Raw genomic sequence first — 17,246 nt, forward strand, 5'->3', positions numbered from 1 at the left:
TAATTTGAGAATAGCCGGAGTAGGAAATATAACATATACACCACATATGAGTAAAGCAGTTGAGACTTCAGTTCAGAAGAATACGGTTATGTCTAAGGAGCAGATGGCACAACTATTAAGTTTTATGACTTATCAACAAAATAACATGAATTTGAAGTTGGTACGTATTGCAAGTGCACTATACAGTGGGAAAAGGATTGATCAACTAGTTTGAGAAAGCAGCCTTAGGCTGCTTTCTTTAATTTAATTAGGGAAAAACTATTTCAAATATAAATTTAATAAAAAGTTCATTTTTATTTTTTGAAATGGTTAATATTTTGTTAACCAATCCTTATTTTTCATTCTGGAAAATTATCAAAATTTTGATAAAAAATGTTAAAATAAGAAGTACAAGGGGGGATTGTTATAAAGAAAAATTTATATTTGGTGATTTTTTCCCTATTTATTGGTATTTTCCTTTTAGTTTTGACGGATAAATTTGTATTTTCTACTTCTTGGTTTTTTGTAGTGAGTTTTGCCTTATCTGTATTTATTTCAAGGTTTTTGGATCTTAATGTTTCAAAGTACAAATTTTCACTTGAACTTTTGATAGCACTTCCGTATTTATTGTTTATTACTCCTGAAACTGTTACCGTTATTTTGCCGATTATTTGGTTTTTGACATCCAAGAGAAATAGGTTGTTAAGAGCTTTATTATCTTTTTTGATGTGTTCTGCTGGTACTTATTTATATTACTTGGCAGGTGAAGAATTTTTAAGGATACCACTTTTTATATTAGGTGCACTACTTGCAAATTTTATTTGGATGTCTATTTATTCTCTAGAGTTAATAAAAGAATTAATAAATCCTCTTTTAAATAGTTATTTATTGATATTTTTTGGGTCTTTTATAATTTCCGTTGTTTATCTATTTTCTGAAGTAAAAATTTTTCCGTTTTTGTTTTTGGCCTTTATGTATGTAGTATATCTTTTTGTTGTAGTTTTTTATATTAAATCATATAATATTATGCTTGTTGAGAAAATAGAAAGAAAAAAATTGGAACAAGAAAATGAAAATCTGATGAATTTAATAGAGCTTATTTACGACGAAAATATTGAAAATTTTGAAGAAAGATTGGATAATATATTAGAAATGATATGTAAAACATCAAGTTATGAAGCCGCTTTGTTAAGTTTATTTGATAGGAAAGATAAAAAGATTTTAAGGATTGCAAAAGCTGGTATAACCGATGATGTGTTTTTTAAATTAAGGAGTTCGGTTATATCAATAGATTCAACTATGAAATATTTTTCAAAACGATTTGAAAGAGAAGGTTGTTATTTTGTTCCAGAAGATGCCGTGTCTTTGGAGGAAGAAGTTTCTTATGTCTTTGAAAATTACATGTCTTTTGAATATGAAAATAGTTGGAAACCAAAAGATTTACTACTTGTTCCAATTTTAGATGATCAATCTAATATGATAGGATATATAAGTTTTGATAAACCAGTTACCGGTATGAGACCATCGGTTAACGATTTGAAGCTTTTAAAAACGTTATCATGGTTTGTATATCAGTTTTTAAAGAGAACGCCATATGCAAGATATTGGATTTCAAAAGATTTAAAGTATTTATCTTATCCGGAATTTGTGAGGTTTTGTGAATCTGTAATAGGTAATAGCGAAGAAGTTGTATTGGGAGTTTTAGATATTGATAATTTTGATAGTATTAATTTTGAAAAAGGGCCGGAATATGCGGAAATGATTTCCGAATATATAGATGATTATTTTGAGGAAAGAAAAGATGTTTATTTTTATAAGTTGAGTGGAGAAAATTTTGTGTTTTTGTTTCCAAATAGTACAAAATTAAAGTCTTTAATGTATTTTGGAAAGTTTAACGAGAAACTTTTAGAAAAATTCAATGTTACGGTTAGTATAGGTTTAGTACATGATGAAGGTGAGAATTCTTATTTTGATTTGTTAAGCAAAGCAAGAGAAGCTTTAAAAGTTGCAAAAAAATCTGGTGGTGGGAGGATCATGGCTTTATGAAGCGTTTTGCAATAGAATTTTCATACGATGGAACAAATTTTTTCGGATATCAAGGGCAACCAAATGTTAGAACTGTTCAAGGTGAGTTGGAAAATGCACTGGAAAGGATATTTAAAGAGCGGATATATACTCAGGGAGCGGGAAGAACCGATGCAGGTGTTCATGCAAATGGTCAAGTTGCAGCTTTTAATTGTCCGATTGATAGATTAACTGATAAAGATATAAAAAATGCTTTGAATGCTAATCTTCCAGAGGATATATATGTAAAAAAAGCTTGGGAAGTTGACAAAAAATTTAATCCAAGATTTGCCGCAAAAAAAAGGATATATCACTATTTTATTAGCATGAGAGAAAAAGATGTTTTTAAGAGAAATTACGTATGGCATTTTAGATACAAATTGAATGTTGATGCAATGAGGAAAGCTAGCAGTTTTTTGGAGGGAGAACATGATTTCTCATCTTTTAAAAAGGGAAATGATAAGAAAAATCCCGTTAGAACAATATATAAAATAAGGGTTTTGGAGATAACAAACGGTTTGATATTAATTAGGGTAGAAGGTAGATCTTTTTTAAGAAGTATGGTGAGAAATATAGTTGGAAGTTTGGTAAGGGTGGGATTAGGTCAATGGACACCGGAAAAAATAGAAGAAATTTTGCAGGCACGTTCCAGACAAGAGGCCGCTGGTACAGCACCACCACATGGATTGTACTTGTACAAAGTATTATTTTGATAGGTGTTACATTTGAAGCAAGTGGTGTGATATTTTTTATGGGAGATGAAATTACCAATCAGGCAAGTCAAATTATACAAGAATGGTTAAAACAACCTGTTATAACTCTTTTGTACGAAGGACCTGATGATTTAAAGTTTTACGTTGAAAATTATTTTTACAAAAGGGGATATTTGATAGGTATAGGAGAGCCTGTGTATATTTTTTTAAAAAGAAAAGATGACGCAATAGCCTGGAAATTTAGGTACAAAGATATAGAAAAAGATAACTTTTTATCTTTATCGTACTCTCTGGATGATTTATTTCAAAGTTTGGATAAAGTCTTTGAAAAAAAGAATATACCAAAAAAATCAATAGCTTTTGATCCCATCAAAGAGAATTTTTATATAGTAGAAAATGTCTTTAAGCCATTTGTTATTAAGCATATGGAGAATATGTACAAAGTTAAAGTGGGTAGCGAAATAAGATACATCAAGGAAGGTTTTTATGATTTTTATGGAAATGTGGTATACATAGGAAAGGATACAAAGATAGAAAATGTACAAAGTTTTGTAAGTGGGATATATTTGTTCGGAAGTTTTGTTTATGATGGTAGAAAGTTAATTTTGGGAAAAAAGAGCATTGATTTTCCAGAACTACCTATTTTTGCGAGTGAAAAAAGAATAATTTCCCAGCACTATTGGTATGAGAAAATATTAGAAAAAAATAAAGTATCTGTTTTGGATGTATTTAATAATTTTGCGCTTTATTCTGATGGTAGTTTAAGTGATTTGGAAAGAACATGGAAATATAAGTTTTCAGATGTCCCATTTGATTGGTTTGTAAGCGGTAATCTACTTGCTTTGGCTTTTGTAAATGGTGATGTTGTTGTATTTGATTTGAGTAAAAGGAGAGTTCTATATAAGGAAAAATTTAAAAAACTTTACGGTGTGGGTTACGGCAAGTATTTGTATGTAAATGCAGATAAAAAACTTTTTAGAATAGATATCTGGTCAAAAAAGAAAGAGGATATATCTGAAATAAGTGATGATTTTTTAATCGAGGATGGGAAGGTAAAATTTGTTAGAGGTATAGTTATACGTCCGAGGTATAAAATGGTGTGGTTTGATGGGGATTTTTTCCACTTTAAAGATGTTAAATTTAAAAACTACTTAAATTTGTTGTACGATGAAAAAGAGTATTTTATAATAACTTTGGATGGGACATGGAGGATAAAAAGATGAAGGAAAGATTAGATGTACTTCTTGTAAAAAAAGGTTTAGTTGAAAGTAGGGAAAAGGCCAAAAGACTTATAATGGCGGGAAATGTAATTGTTAATAATGAGCGTGTTGATAAAGCAGGGAAAATGGTTGATATCAACTCAAATATAAGGATAAAACAAAAGGAAAAGTATGTAAGTCGTGGTGGTTATAAATTAGAAGGTGCTTTTAACTCTTTTTCATTTGAGATAAAGGATAAAGTTGCATGTGATATAGGTGCTTCTACAGGTGGATTTACAGATTTTTTGCTTCAAAATGGTGTGAAAAGGGTGTATTGTGTAGATGTGGGATATGGACAATTACATTGGAAGATTAGAAGTGATGAAAGAACAATAGTTTTAGAAAAAACAAATGCAAGAAATTTACAATTACCTGAAAAAGTGGATCTTGTAGTTTGCGATGTTTCTTTTATTTCAATAACAAAGATCTTTCCTATTATAAAGAAAATATTAAAAGAATCGGGGAAAGCTGTTGTTTTGGTAAAACCACAATTTGAAGCGGGTAAAGGTAAAGTAGGAAAAGGTGGAATTGTTAGGGAACCAATAGTTCATAAAGAAGTGCTGGAAAAAGTTATTAGAGTTGCTTTAGATGAAGGTTTAAAGCCTGTAGGAATTGATTTTTCAAAGATTAAAGGTACAGATGGTAATATTGAATACTTTTTGTATTTGAAAATAGAAGGGAAAGAAAAAGAAATAGATATTGAAAGCATTGTAAAAAGAGCCTGGGAGGAGTTGAGATGAAAAAAATTTTGATATCTGTTTTTTTACTTATCGTTGTTTTTGCCTTTTCAAATATCCTAAACTTTGTTCCTTTGGATTATAGTTTATTTATCCAATTTCAGAATACTGGAAAGATCTATAGCGATTTAAAAAAAGTGCCATTTGTAAACTTTGTCTTGTCTGATGAAGGGCTTTCTTTTGAAAATTACTTCATAAACTACATTGAAAACATGGGCTATAAAGAGGGAATAGACAAAGAGAAATTCCTTAGAATTTTCTCGAAAAATGTTTTGTTTTTATCCAAGGGTGGAGAAGTGGTATTAGATGATACCTTATCATTTGATATAAATTATTATTTTGATATATTGAGGAATCTTTCAAAAGATTCTGCTTTGATATTTGAAACGGACAATGCAACGGAAATTTCAAGTTATTTTGGTAAACTTCTTGATGAAAAAGTGAAAATAGATGATGGTGTGTTTTTTATTGGTGATTTTTTGTATGCTAAGCAATTCAAAGATTATTATATTATTTCCGGTAGTAAAACAACTTTAGAGTATTTAATTTCCGTATATAAAAATCCAGAGCTACAATTTTCAAATGTGGAGAAATCTATTTCTAGTATTTTAGAGGAAGATACTTGGATTTGTGGATATTCAAAAGGAAGTGCTTTAAAGATTAATTTACCTTTTACCGTGGAAGGCGGAAATGTAAAGACTGAATACTTATTTTTCAAGGGAAAAGTTGAAGATGGAGTCTTAAGAATACAAATTCATCAAAAAACGAATAATTATTACAAAAGAAATGCCTTGGTTGATGATTTAATGGAAAATATACCCGTTTTGGGAAATTATTTTGCCGGTATAACAGTTGAAGATTCAAAAGAAGCTTTGAAGATCATTGAACCATGGGTTTTTACCATTGAAAGCACGGATTTAACAAAGTTTTATAACCTTGCAGAGAATTTAATAGAAAATTCCACTTCAACTTTTTACGTTGTAGGTGATGTGGATGATTCAACAAGTGTTTCTGTGGCGTTTTTGTTTAAATTATCCGATGGTTATGAAAATATTAAAAAAATTTTTGAAAAATATTTGGCAAAATATGATAAAATAAAAGATGAGTGGGTAATAAATATATCAAAGAAATTTAAATTGTATTTTTACGAATATGAACAATTTTTTGTAGTAAGTAATATTGAGAAAAGTTATTATGCAAAAAAAGCCAGGGTAAAGAAGTTAATGGATATAGCCGCTTATAACTTTTTGGATAGAAAAAGAAGTTATGATGTAAAAGTGTTTTTAGATATAGGAGATTTGGTATACAAATTTCTTGGAATTAGGATAAATTCAAAAGTGATTTTTTGGCAGGAAAAATCGGGATATTTTATAAATTATTTTTTGGATATAATGTAGGAGGTGACATATATGTCATTTGAAGAATATCTAAGTGTGTTTATTGATGAGGGAAGAGAGTATATTCAGCAATTAAATGATGCACTCTTAGATTTGGAAAAAAATCCAGAAGATATGGAGTATATAAATATTGCATTTAGAGCTTTACATACTTTAAAGGGTATGGCTGGAACAATGGGATTTGAAAATATGGCAAAACTTTGTCATAGAATGGAAAATTTTCTCGATGCAGTTAGATCTGGAAAGGTTGGGATTGATTCTGATAAATTAGATTATTTGTTTAATGGTTTAGATTTAATTGATAAAATGTTAGATAAAATTGCAAAAGAAGGAACAGAGGAAATAGACGAAGATGTAAGTGGATTGGTTGAAGTATTTGAAAAACTAGCAGAAGGACAAGTTGTTAATGCTAATGCAAAAAAAGAAGAATCCAAAAGCAATGTACAAAAAGAAGAAGTTAAAGAAGAGGAAGTTGAAGAAACTTCCGAAGATTCTTCGGAGGAATATATATATGAAACTGATGAGGCACTAATTCATGTGGTAGACGAGGCTAAGAAAAAAGGATATAATCTTATTTATACAAAGGTTATCTTAGCAGAAAATGTTCAATTAAAATCTGCAAGAATGTACATGGTTTTCCATGGAATTGAAGAATTGGGTGGTGAAGTTATAAAGAGTATACCAAGTGTGGAAGATATAGAAAATGAAAAATTTGATAGAGAAGTTGAGTTATATGTGCTTGTAAAGGTAGAACCTTTGAAATTGCAAGAAAAATTATCTTCTGTATCCGAAGTTGAGAAAGTTATAGTTAAAAAGGTTGAAATTAAGCAAAAAAAAGAAGAAGTAAAAAGAGAAAAAACTAAAAAAGAAAGTGAAAAAGATGATAAAGAAACTAAAAAGAAAAAGGTTAAAATAACTCAAACGGTAAGGGTTGATATAGAAAAATTGGATACATTAATGAATTTAATGGGTGAATTGGTTATAGCAAGAAGTAGGATAATTGAGATTTTGAAGAAATATAATATAAAAGAAGTAGATGAATCTTTGGCACAACTTAGTAGAATCACACTTGATTTGCAAAATATAGTTATGAAGGTAAGAATGGTGCCTATTTCTTATGTGTTTAACAGATTTCCAAGAATGGTTAGGGATATTTCAAAGAATTTGGGAAAAGAGATAAATTTTGTAATGAAAGGTGAGGATACGGAATTAGATAGAACTTTTGTTGAGGAAATAGGAGATCCCCTCGTTCATTTGATAAGAAATGCAATCGATCATGGTATAGAGACAAAAGAAGAAAGAATTGCAAAGGGAAAATCCCCTGTTGGTACTTTGATTTTATCTGCAAGACATGAAGGTAATAATGTTGTTATAGAAGTTGAAGACGATGGAAGGGGCTTGGATAGAGAGAAGATTTTGAAAAAAGCTATTGAAAAGGGGTTGGTTGATGAATTAAAAGCATCTACTTTACCAGATGAAAAAATATATGAATTCTTGTTTATGCCTGGATTTTCAACAAAGGATCAAGTAAGTGAACTTTCTGGTAGAGGTGTAGGAATGGATGTGGTAAAGAATACAGTAGAATCTTTAAATGGGACCGTGCAGATAGAATCTCAAAAAGGTGTAGGTACAAAGGTTATTATAAAATTGCCATTAACACTTGCAATTATTCAAGCATTGCTTGTAAAAGTAAAGAATTATATCTATGCAATTCCTATTTCCGTAATAGACAGTACTTTAATTGTAGTTCCAGAAGAAATACAGATGGTTCAAAATAAAGAAGTAATTGTTAAGAGAGGAGAAGTTATTCCAATAATCAAGCTTTGGGATATACTTGGGATAGAACATGGTAAAGAGTTCGAAGAATTGAATGTTGTTGTTGTTAAAGTCGCAAATAGAAAATACGGTATAGCTGTGGATAGTTTGATTGGGCAAGAGGATATTGTTATTAAATCTTTGGGAAAATTGTTCTCAGATGTAAAAGAATTTAGTGGTGGTGCAACACTTGGTGACGGAAGTATTGCTTTGATAATTGACACCTTAAATTTGGTGGAGTGAGGTGGATAGAATGAGTGTAGAAACGGAATTTGAAGTTTTGAGTTTTAATGTTTGTAATCAAGAAATGAGTTTTGATGTAGATTATGTGGAAATAGTTATTGATAAGGATGAAGTTACCCCTGTGCCTAAATCAAAAGAGGTAATAGATGGTGTGATTAATTTAAGAGGTAGGATTATACCAGTTGTTAATTTGAAAAAAATTCTCGGTGGAATATGCCACAACATAGAAAACGAAGAGTTTAAAAAGATAATTATTACGAAAATAAGAGATATTGAAGTAGGTTTTTTGGTAGAAAATGTTAAGGGAGTTTTAAGAACATCTCAAGAAGAAATTGATAAAGCGTTTAGAGATGTGGATACTTATGGTAAGAAAGCAAAGGGATTAATAAAAAAAGGTGAAAGACTTGTGGTATACTTAGATATTGAGGAGATATTGGATGAAATAATTGGTGTGGAGGAGGTATAAGAGAATGGGGAAGAAAATTTTGATTGTGGATGATGCTGCATTTATGAGGATGATGTTGAAAGATATTATTACCAAAGCAGGTCATGAAGTAGTGGGAGAAGCGGCAAATGGTAAAGAAGCTGTGGAAAAATACAAAGAATTAAAACCAGATATCGTGACTATGGATATTACAATGCCGGAAATGAATGGTATAGAGGCTATTAAAGAGATTAAAAAGATAGATCCAAATGCAACAGTTATTGTATGTAGTGCTATGGGACAACAGGCAATGGTTATAGAAGCAATTCAAGCGGGAGCAAAAGATTTTATAGTTAAACCTTTCCAAGCAGCAAGGGTAATTGAGGCAATTCAGAAAGTATCAGGTTAGGGGGAGAGTGTTATTTCTACATTAGTTGGATTTGTAGTTTCTATTCTTATTTTTTCCATAGTCATGTTTGTTACCTATTTTTTAATCAGGAATAAAGTCCCCCGGAGTGTAGGGGGACGTTTTATTGTGGTAATTGAAAGGAAGTTTATTACGAGAAATTCTTACATAGCAATTGTTAGGATTTTAGATGAATATTATGCTTTGTTGATTACCGAAAACGGTGGAAGAGTTATAAAAAAATTTGATTCAATAGAATCTGGTGAGCTTGAAAAGAGTGATTTTAAGTTTGAATTTTTCAAAAACGTTGTAAAAAAAGGTGGAAAAAAGTGAAAAAAAGAGTAGTAATTTTGTTACTATTGCTTTCGTTTTTTGTTTTTGCACAGAATGAAATACCACTTCCTGGAATTTCTTTGCAGATAACCCCAACTCAACAGCCAAGGGAGCTTGTGAATACTCTTGAAATTTTACTTTTATTGACAATCCTTTCATTGGCACCGAGTATTTTAATTTTGTTTACTTCTTTTACGCGTATTATAATTGTATTTTCTTTTGTAAGGAATGCCTTAGGTACAAGGCAAACTCCTCCAAATCAAGTTTTGATAGGGCTTGCTTTGTTTTTGACATTTTTTATAATGCAGCCTGTGTGGAATGATGTATATAACAACGCCATTACGCCATATTTGAACTCTGAGATAGGTTACGAAGAGATGTTTTCAAGAACTATGGATAGGTTTAGAACGTTTATGCTGACTGAAATAAAGGTGCACCACAACGAAGATAATATCTTTATGTTGGCGGAAAACGTTGGGCAAAATATCAGTGATATAGAAAAAACTCCAAATTCTATATTAATTCCCGCATTTATAATTGGAGAACTTGAGATTGGTTTTAAAATGGGAATTTTATTATACATTCCTTTTATAGTTATGGATATGGTGGTTGCCAGTATTTTATTATCCTTGGGAATGATAATGATACCACCTGTATTGGTGTCACTACCCTTTAAGATTTTGCTCTTTGTCTTAGTGAATGGTTGGGATATGTTAATAGGAAGCTTAATAAAAAGTTTCGGGGGTGGATAATTTTGACAATAGAGGTTTTTTTAGATGTATTTGGCTTAGGGATAAAGACACTTTTAACTGTTATATTACCACCTCTTTTGATTAGTCTTCTGGTTGGACTTATAATAAGCATTTTTCAAGCTGCTACACAAATAAATAAGCAAACTTTAACGTTTGCCCCCAGGATTATTGTGTTGTTTTTGACTTTGTTGTTTTTAGGTGGGTGGATGATGCAATCTTTGATTGATTTGGCAAGAAATATACTTGAAAAGTATATATCAATGATCTAAATAAGAATCGACTATATTTTTTATTTGAAGAAATACCCCTTCTACGTCTTGATTTCCATCAATTACGTAAAAGTTATCCTTTTTCATCGAGATTTTAAGGTATGTGTCTCTTACCTTTTCTAAGAAGTTTTTTCCTTCTTTTTCAATTCTATCTTTTTTTAAAATCCTCGTGATTGCAATATTTACTGGGATATCTATGAAAAAAACTATATTGGGTAAAATATTGTCTGTTGCAAATGAATTCAAATTTTCAACCAAATCGATTCCTAAATTTCTTGCTCCGCCTTGATAGGCAATACTTGAATCTGTAAATCTATCTGCGAGCACGAAATATCCTTTTTTAAGAGAGGGTTTTATTATTTCATCTACAAGCTGAGCCCTTGATGCGAGAAATAAAAGTAATTCGCTGCGACTGTTCATGGGAAAATTTAAAAGTAAATCCCTTATTTTTTCTCCTAAAATAGTTCCACCAGGTTCCCTTACTTTTATAACTTTTTTATTTTTTTGTTCCAAATAATTTGCCAAAAGATCTAACTGAGTACTTTTGCCAGAGCCATCTATACCTTCAAATGTTATGAACATTTTTACAACCTCCAAAAAAGCCCCCTAATTTGGGGGCTTTATATTTCTTCATCCTCAGTTTCTTCAATTTCAAAAATTTCTTCTGTATTTTCCTCTTTCTTTTGTCCTTGCGATTCTTCTTGGTACGAAACGCCTTCCCTACCTTCAAGGTAAGCATCTGCTATTTTTGAAGTTATGAGTTGTATAGCCCTAATCGCATCGTCATTACCAGGAATAATGTAATCAATTTCGTCTGGATCACAATTCGTGTCTACTATTGCAACAGTTGGTATTTTTAAAAGGTTTGCTTCGTAAACTGCATTTCTTTCTTTTCTTGGATCAACTATATAAATAATATCTGGGATTCTATCCATTTCTTTTAAACCACCGAGATTTTTTCTAAGTTTTTCCAAAATTCTTCTAAGTCTGCTCTGTTCTTTTTTTGGAAGATTATCAAATTCACCGTTTGCTTCCATTTCTTCAAGTTCAATTAATTTATCAATTCTTTTTCTTATAGTTTGAAAATTTGTTAATAAACCACCAAGCCATCTGTGATTTACATAGAAAGCACCACATCTTTCCGCTTCTTGTTTGATTACTTGTTGTGCTTGCTTTTTCGTTCCAACGAATAATATTGTTCCACCTTCTGCTGCTTTGTCTCTAACAAGATTGTATGCCTCTTCAAGAAGTTTTGATGTTTTTTGAAGGTCGATAATATATATACCTTTTCTAGCACCAAAAATATATTCTTTCATCTTTGGGTTCCATCTTTGTGTTCTATGACCAAAATGAACACCTGCTTCTAACAACTGTTTCATCGTAACAACCGCCACAAAATCCACCTCCTATTTGGTTTTCCCACCCCTTCCTTCAACTCCCATCCGACCAATTTTAGGCACCGAGGAGGGAATCCAGAAGGGTGAGTATTTTTATTTGCCAATAGCTTGCTTTGCTATATTCACATATTCCTTAAAGGATTCAGGGTCATTCACTGCAAGTTCAGAGAGCATCTTTCTGTTAATGTTTACTCCTGCTAATTTTAATCCATGAATGAGCTCGTTGTACTTTAGGCCTTCATTTCTTGCTGCTATATTAATCCTTGTAATCCACAATTTTCTGTAATTTCTTTTTTTGAGTTTCCTGCCTACATATGCATGTTGTTTTGCTTTAATATACGCTTGTTTGGCTAATCTATATCTTCTACTTAAAGCTCCACGATATCCTTTTACGGCCTTCATTATCTTTTTTCTTTTTTTCTTTGCATTAACTGCATTTTTTACACGCATATTTTATCCTCCTTCCAAGTCTTCTTATTTTTTCCCGAGCATTCTCAATACTCTATTCTTTTCACATGCAGCTACCTCTGCTTCCAACTTTAATTTTCTTAAAGTAGATCTTCTTTTCTTTCCAGTTTTATGCCACGCATATGCGCGTCTTCTGATGATTTTGCCGTTTTTGGTTACTCGAAATCTTTTAGCGGCAGATTTCTGTGTTTTCATCTTATTTTTTGCCATATTTTCCCTCCTCAATTTTTAGGTTTTAACATCATCCACATGTCCCTTCCCTCTAATTTGGGTTGTTTTTCTACAACTGCAATATCTTTTATATCTTCTTTGATTCTGTCTAGGATTTCCTTGCCTTTCTCTGCAAATGCTAACTCTCTTCCCCTGAACATTATTACCACTCTTACTTTATTTCCAGATTCGATAAACCTTTTGATGTGTTTTACTTTTGTTTGATAATCGTGTTCATCAATTTTAATTCTGAATTTCATCTGCTTTACTTCTATAATTTTTTGATTTTTCTTTGCTTTTTTTTCTTTTTTTGCAAGCTCATATTTGTATTTTCCATAATCCATTATTTTAGCTACTGGTGGTTTGGCATTTGGAGCAACTAAAATGAGATCCATTTTTTGAGAATAAGCAAGTTCTAGAGCTTTATCAGTTGACATTATCCCAAGTTGTTTTCCATCTTGACCTACTACCCTAACCTCTGAAGCCCGAATTTCCTCATTTTTAATAATTTTGTCGATAATACATCCCTCCTAAAAAAATATCGGCGAGCATAACGCCCGCCGATAATTATTATAAACTAGAAACTTTGTGCCTTTATATTACAACGACTTACCCCTTTGCTTTCCGCTTGGGGTGGGAAGCGGGCGCTTCCTCTTTACTACAACCTGGTGGGCCGTGTGGGACTCGAACCCACAGCCCCCTGATTAAGAGTCAGGTGCTCTACCTGTTGAGCTAACGGCCCATACTTTGTGGTGCCCCAGGGAGGAATCGAACCCCCATTTGCGGATTAGGAATCCGCCGTTCTATCCGTTGAACTACTGGGGCCTCTGGCAGCCCCACGGGGAATCGAACCCCGACCTTCGGACTGAGAATCCGATGGACTAGCCGTTATCCTATGGGGCCACACTTAAATATAATAACATAAAAGATGTGATTGTCAATACTTTTAGGTAGTCTAGTTCATGATTTTAAATTATTTCCTGTATTTGAAGTGTATTTGTTGTTCCGGGTTTCCCCCATGGAATACCTGCGGTAATTATAACTTTGTCTCCTTTTTTTGCAAATCCTAATTCTTTTGCTTTTTTCATAACTTCATTTATCATTTCATCTGTGGAGAGTGTTTGATTTATCAATACAGGAATAACACCCCATACTAGGCTTAACTTATACAGTGTAGAAATATTTGGAGTAGCAGCCATTATTGGTACGTTCGGTTTCAATCTTGCTACGTTAATTGCTGTTCTTCCTGTACCGGTTGCTGTTATTATCAATTTTGCGTTTATATCCTTTGAAAGATTATAGACTGCATGGGAAATAGCTGTTTCTGGATCTTCTGATATGTAATAACTTCTTATCCATTCTAATTCAATTGATTCATAGTTGAGAAGAAACTTTTCAGTATTTATTGCAACTTCGTTCATAACCTTAACCGCTTCTATGGGGTAATCGCCTATTGATGTTTCAGCTGAAAGCATTATAGCATCTGTGCCATCAAGAATTGCGTTGGCTATATCTGAAACTTCTGCTCTTGTAGGTGTTGAATTTTTAATCATACTTTCTAACATTTGTGTTGCAGTGATAACAGGTTTAGCATACCTATTAGCGGTTTCTATGATTTGTTTTTGAACAATGGGGACTTTTGAAAGAGGAATTTCAACACCTAGATCTCCTCTTGCAACCATTACTCCATCTGCTTCATGGATTATTTCATCAAGGTAATCTAATGCCTGTGCAGTTTCTATTTTTGCAATTACAGGTATTCCGTTACTAAGTGATTTAGCAAGTTTTACATCCTCAGGTTTTCTAACAAATGAAAGTGCTATGAAATCTATATTTTCCTCAATTGCAAGTTTTATGAATTCTTTATCTTTCTCTGTAATTGCCGAAATTGAGAGATCTACCCCTGGAAGGTTGACACCTCTATGATGTGTTATTCTTCCGCCTCTAATTACTTTTGTTTTTACAATATTATCATTTGTTTCAAGTACTTCAAGTTCTATTGCACCATCATTTATCAAAACTTTATCTCCTTTTTTTACTTCAAATGGAAATCTAACGTAATTAACTGAAAGTAACTTTTCATCGCCAAGCACATCATCTGTTGTTATATCAACTATGCTATTTTCTTTTAGTGTTATGTATTCTTCTTTAAGTTTCCCAGTTCTAATCTTTGGACCAGATAAGTCTATTAAAATTGCAAAAACTGCGTTTAACTTTTCTCGTAGTTTTTTTAATCTTTTAATTCTTTCTTTATGTACTTCTAACGTATCGTGGGAAGAATTTAGTCTAAATACGTTAACTCCGGTTTTGATAAGTTTTTCAAGCATTTTTTCTGATTCAGTGGCGGGACCTATTGTGGATACTATTCTTGTTTTTCTCATATAAAACACTCCTTTCAAAGAATAAATTAATTATTGAAAAAATAATAATTGAAATGAATAGTGTAAACAGTTCTCTATAGACATTAATAAACAAAGGTGCTCTAATATGACAGAAAGTATTAAATGTGGATAATAAAGCAATGCTTCCAAATATTTGAAAGAATTTTCTGAAGAAAATATTTTTAGTATAGGGTGCTAAGAATAAAAGAGGATAAAATATTAGTTCTTTGGTTCTTGGACGAATTATAAATATGTCTTCTATAAATTCTCTTAAATTTCTTTCAAAGTCTGAAACGAATCCGTAATTTCCACTTCTAATTATATAATATATCCCAAAAATAGTGAATATAGGTAATAATATCTTTATATATTTTTTAAACTCTTTATTTTGAGTGTTTATTAGTTCAATCAATAAAATCACTGGAAGGAGGATTAGAGAAAGTTTTACTAATTTGAAAGTTTCAATATTGTTTACATGGTAAAAATCGTACAAGGAAAGATTGGTAAATATTCCTAATGAAAAATAGGAAAAAAATTTCAGAATATTGTTGTTTACCTTTTTAAATACGAATATGGTTCCAATAATACTTACAATTGACACAAAATAATCATATGAAAAGTATAGAATGGGAATGAAAAAAGCAATAAATGGAAAAAGACTGAATACGAAAAGTACAAGTATTACAAGAAAAACATACTTTATATTTTTTGCTTTGACTATATAAGGAGAAGGTTCTGAAGTTGGAAAATAGTTGTTGAATTTTTTTGCAACAGTTTCGGTTAATTTTGTTCTTGGTAGAACTATAAGATCTATACTTCTTTCTACCACTGCACGCCAAAGTCTTTTGAAAAGAGTTTTTTCGTTGTATTTTGTTAGTTCCTCAGGTTTTATATAATGTACGTTTATTACATTAGTTAATTTTTTTGCATAATTTTGAGAAAGTTTGAATGAGGAATTAAATTCGAGTATTCCAAATACTTTATCTTTTATATCAATATCTACAGTTGTTGCGTCTTTTAATACAACATATTTGGAAAATTTTGTAGGAATGGTTTTTCCATCTGAGAAAAAGACTTCATTTAAGTCTTCAAAAACTATTTTTGTTTTCATGTTTTCTATATCTGGAATTATTCTTATCAAAGACGAAAGTAAGGCAATTATTGTAAAGATAAATAATACCTTATTTAACGATGTGTATGACAAAATTTTTATCTTCATAATGCCTCCTTTGCCTTTTAGGATTGATCCATATTTTTATAAATGGGGATTTTATCATTATACCTCCTATATTGAACCATCTTTTTTGGTCAAAAAATTGAAGAGAGTTTGAATTTTTTTCGTTAATATATATTGTTTCGAGTTTTAAAGTGTTGTTTTTAAAAGTATCTTCACAATAAACGGCAATTATATTTTTTCCATACTTGAGTTTGAAAATTTCTCCTTTTTTTTCTTGATTGTTTATTTTTAAAAGAGTTTTTGTTTTGTTAAAGTCTTGTGAAATGACTTTTATTTCATAATAGTTGTCGAATAGATGTTTTTTTTCTAACAGTACTTTGGGCGGAGTGGTATCTTTTACAGTGATTGTTGTGATCGTAGAATTAGATGGTGAAATTTCGTAAAAGTTTTTGGTGCCTATAAAAGTTAGGGTGCCGTACTTTGTGTGTGAGAAAAATTCGTATTCTTTTTCTTGAAAGTTTATTGTTGATTTGGGAACGAATAAGTTTTTGGTGAGACTTGATTCGTTTCCTAATTCGTCTTTCGCGTACACAAAAATTGTATATGTCCCAGGTAAAAGTGCACCAGCAGTTGGTGAAATAGTATTGTTTATATAAACTTTAGTCTGTATCTTTCCATAGTCATTTATGCGTATTTTGTAAAAACCATACTCTGGAAATGAAAATGTTGTAATATCTATTTTAGGTGGTTTAGGTGTTATTTTATATTCTCCAAAATAGAATTTTAAATTGAGGATTTCATATTCTTTTAGGAACAAATCAAGATATTCTTTTAATTTATCTTTTGGGGTTATTTTTTTTACTATTATCTTTTCATCGTATAGTTCTATTGGAAATTCATCTATAACAACTTGGGTAATTTTTGATATTTTGTATAATTTTAATATAGATTGAAATACATCTTTTGAAACCTTTATTGTCCCGTTTTTTCCAATGGTTTGCCCATCTTCTAGTACTAATAGATTGTCTGGAAATTCGAAATTTTCTACATTAGGGCTTTTGAAATAAGATATAATCTTTCCCCTAAATTTGTTTGGTTTTCCAAAAAACGGGTAAATTTCACCATTTATTATAATGGTGTTATCATATGTATTGAAATAAATGTTAATAGAAAAGAAAGACAATGAGATATGGAGTATTAAGAAAAAAAGTATTTTTTTCAA

20 protein-coding genes and 3 tRNA genes are annotated in these 17,246 nt (G+C 31.0%); 12 read left to right on the forward strand and 11 right to left on the reverse strand.

What is annotated here, in order from left to right:
* Positions 1–4 precede the first annotated feature (4 nt).
* From XJ44_RS05370 to fliQ, 12 genes are all read left to right on the forward strand, one after another.
* Positions 5–214, forward strand: coding sequence for a hypothetical protein (locus XJ44_RS05370; RefSeq protein ID WP_077198325.1), 210 nt, complete (start codon positions 5–7; stop codon positions 212–214).
* 212 nt (positions 215–426) lie between these two features.
* Positions 427–2,025, forward strand: a complete 1,599-nt coding sequence (locus tag XJ44_RS05375; RefSeq protein WP_233119522.1) for a nucleotidyl cyclase domain-containing protein — start codon at positions 427–429, stop codon at positions 2,023–2,025.
* Positions 2,022–2,756 carry a tRNA pseudouridine(38-40) synthase TruA gene (gene truA, locus XJ44_RS05380; RefSeq protein ID WP_077198327.1) on the forward strand — a complete coding sequence of 245 codons (735 nt, stop codon included), beginning with the start codon at positions 2,022–2,024 and terminating at the stop codon, positions 2,754–2,756. Before XJ44_RS05375 ends, truA begins: the two co-directional genes overlap by 4 nt.
* Positions 2,651–3,979 (forward strand): hypothetical protein, encoded by a 1,329-nt coding sequence (locus XJ44_RS05385; RefSeq protein WP_143608999.1) that lies wholly within the window; start codon positions 2,651–2,653, stop codon positions 3,977–3,979. Before truA ends, XJ44_RS05385 begins: the two co-directional genes overlap by 106 nt.
* Positions 3,976–4,755: a TlyA family RNA methyltransferase gene (locus tag XJ44_RS05390; RefSeq protein WP_143609001.1), complete on the forward strand. Its 780-nt coding sequence runs from the start codon at positions 3,976–3,978 to the stop codon at positions 4,753–4,755. The genes XJ44_RS05385 and XJ44_RS05390 overlap by 4 nt, the downstream gene beginning before the upstream one ends.
* Positions 4,752–6,149: a hypothetical protein gene (locus XJ44_RS05395; protein ID WP_077198329.1), complete on the forward strand. Its 1,398-nt coding sequence runs from the start codon at positions 4,752–4,754 to the stop codon at positions 6,147–6,149. The genes XJ44_RS05390 and XJ44_RS05395 overlap by 4 nt, the downstream gene beginning before the upstream one ends.
* A gap of 12 nt (positions 6,150–6,161) precedes the next feature.
* A complete protein-coding gene (locus XJ44_RS05400; protein WP_077198330.1) occupies positions 6,162–8,207 on the forward strand; it encodes a chemotaxis protein CheA in 2,046 nt (681 codons plus the stop codon).
* 10 nt (positions 8,208–8,217) lie between these two features.
* The gene (locus XJ44_RS05405; RefSeq protein ID WP_075666719.1) at positions 8,218–8,673 is read left to right on the forward strand and encodes a chemotaxis protein CheW; all 456 of its coding nucleotides are present in this window, start codon (positions 8,218–8,220) and stop codon (positions 8,671–8,673) included.
* 4 nt (positions 8,674–8,677) lie between these two features.
* Positions 8,678–9,040, forward strand: a complete 363-nt coding sequence (cheY, locus tag XJ44_RS05410; protein WP_077198331.1) for a chemotaxis protein CheY — start codon at positions 8,678–8,680, stop codon at positions 9,038–9,040.
* A 126-nt stretch (positions 9,041–9,166) separates the two neighbouring features.
* Complete coding sequence (locus tag XJ44_RS05415; RefSeq protein WP_231450344.1) at positions 9,167–9,370, forward strand: flagellar biosynthetic protein FliO; 204 nt, start codon at positions 9,167–9,169, stop codon at positions 9,368–9,370.
* Entirely contained in the window at positions 9,367–10,122 is a 756-nt protein-coding gene (gene fliP / locus XJ44_RS05420) for a flagellar type III secretion system pore protein FliP (RefSeq protein WP_077198333.1), read from the forward strand. Before XJ44_RS05415 ends, fliP begins: the two co-directional genes overlap by 4 nt.
* A 2-nt stretch (positions 10,123–10,124) precedes the next feature.
* Complete coding sequence (gene fliQ / locus XJ44_RS05425) at positions 10,125–10,391, forward strand: flagellar biosynthesis protein FliQ (protein WP_077198334.1); 267 nt, start codon at positions 10,125–10,127, stop codon at positions 10,389–10,391.
* Here fliQ and tmk read toward each other — a convergent pair.
* From tmk to XJ44_RS05480, 11 genes are all read right to left on the reverse strand, one after another.
* On the reverse strand, positions 10,380–10,973 hold the full coding sequence (gene tmk, locus XJ44_RS05430) for a dTMP kinase (protein ID WP_077198335.1): 594 nt from the start codon (positions 10,971–10,973) through the stop codon (positions 10,380–10,382). The two genes, fliQ and tmk, sit on opposite strands and share 12 nt — an antisense overlap.
* 38 nt (positions 10,974–11,011) lie before the next feature.
* A complete protein-coding gene (rpsB, locus tag XJ44_RS05435) occupies positions 11,012–11,785 on the reverse strand; it encodes a 30S ribosomal protein S2 (protein WP_077198336.1) in 774 nt (257 codons plus the stop codon).
* Between the two features lie 96 nt (positions 11,786–11,881).
* Positions 11,882–12,238, reverse strand: coding sequence for a 50S ribosomal protein L20 (gene rplT, locus XJ44_RS05440; RefSeq protein ID WP_075665991.1), 357 nt, complete (start codon positions 12,236–12,238; stop codon positions 11,882–11,884).
* 24 nt (positions 12,239–12,262) lie between these two features.
* Entirely contained in the window at positions 12,263–12,466 is a 204-nt protein-coding gene (rpmI, locus tag XJ44_RS05445) for a 50S ribosomal protein L35 (protein WP_075665992.1), read from the reverse strand.
* 11 nt (positions 12,467–12,477) lie between these two features.
* Complete coding sequence (gene infC / locus XJ44_RS05450) at positions 12,478–12,987, reverse strand: translation initiation factor IF-3 (protein ID WP_077287532.1); 510 nt, start codon at positions 12,985–12,987, stop codon at positions 12,478–12,480.
* A gap of 145 nt (positions 12,988–13,132) precedes the next feature.
* Positions 13,133–13,208: transfer RNA gene (locus tag XJ44_RS05455), tRNA-Lys, on the reverse strand.
* A gap of 8 nt (positions 13,209–13,216) precedes the next feature.
* Positions 13,217–13,291 (reverse strand) — tRNA-Arg (locus XJ44_RS05460).
* Positions 13,292–13,294: 3 nt separating this feature from the next.
* Positions 13,295–13,369, reverse strand: a tRNA-Glu gene (locus tag XJ44_RS05465).
* A 65-nt stretch (positions 13,370–13,434) separates the two neighbouring features.
* Positions 13,435–14,847 carry a pyruvate kinase gene (gene pyk / locus XJ44_RS05470; RefSeq protein ID WP_077198337.1) on the reverse strand — a complete coding sequence of 471 codons (1,413 nt, stop codon included), beginning with the start codon at positions 14,845–14,847 and terminating at the stop codon, positions 13,435–13,437.
* Entirely contained in the window at positions 14,804–16,066 is a 1,263-nt protein-coding gene (locus XJ44_RS05475; RefSeq protein WP_077198338.1) for a DUF5693 family protein, read from the reverse strand. The genes pyk and XJ44_RS05475 overlap by 44 nt, the downstream gene beginning before the upstream one ends.
* The gene (locus XJ44_RS05480; RefSeq protein WP_077198339.1) at positions 16,029–17,246 is read right to left on the reverse strand and encodes a hypothetical protein; all 1,218 of its coding nucleotides are present in this window, start codon (positions 17,244–17,246) and stop codon (positions 16,029–16,031) included. Before XJ44_RS05480 ends, XJ44_RS05475 begins: the two co-directional genes overlap by 38 nt.

Source organism: Thermosipho affectus (genome assembly GCF_001990485.1).
Classification (GTDB): domain Bacteria; phylum Thermotogota; class Thermotogae; order Thermotogales; family Fervidobacteriaceae; genus Thermosipho; species Thermosipho affectus.

Coding starts and splice junctions, on each gene's coding strand:
- truA (WP_077198327.1), top strand. CDS start 2,022: ATGAAGCGTTTTGCAATAGAATTTTCATACGATGGAACAAATTTTTTC.
- XJ44_RS05385 (WP_143608999.1), top strand. CDS start 2,651: ATGGACACCGGAAAAAATAGAAGAAATTTTGCAGGCACGTTCCAGACA.
- XJ44_RS05390 (WP_143609001.1), top strand. CDS start 3,976: ATGAAGGAAAGATTAGATGTACTTCTTGTAAAAAAAGGTTTAGTTGAA.
- XJ44_RS05395 (WP_077198329.1), top strand. CDS start 4,752: ATGAAAAAAATTTTGATATCTGTTTTTTTACTTATCGTTGTTTTTGCC.
- XJ44_RS05400 (WP_077198330.1), top strand. CDS start 6,162: ATGTCATTTGAAGAATATCTAAGTGTGTTTATTGATGAGGGAAGAGAG.
- XJ44_RS05405 (WP_075666719.1), top strand. CDS start 8,218: ATGAGTGTAGAAACGGAATTTGAAGTTTTGAGTTTTAATGTTTGTAAT.
- cheY (WP_077198331.1), top strand. CDS start 8,678: ATGGGGAAGAAAATTTTGATTGTGGATGATGCTGCATTTATGAGGATG.
- tmk (WP_077198335.1), bottom strand. CDS start 10,973: ATGTTCATAACATTTGAAGGTATAGATGGCTCTGGCAAAAGTACTCAG.
- rplT (WP_075665991.1), bottom strand. CDS start 12,238: ATGCGTGTAAAAAATGCAGTTAATGCAAAGAAAAAAAGAAAAAAGATA.
- rpmI (WP_075665992.1), bottom strand. CDS start 12,466: ATGGCAAAAAATAAGATGAAAACACAGAAATCTGCCGCTAAAAGATTT.
- pyk (WP_077198337.1), bottom strand. CDS start 14,847: ATGAGAAAAACAAGAATAGTATCCACAATAGGTCCCGCCACTGAATCA.
- XJ44_RS05475 (WP_077198338.1), bottom strand. CDS start 16,066: ATGAAGATAAAAATTTTGTCATACACATCGTTAAATAAGGTATTATTT.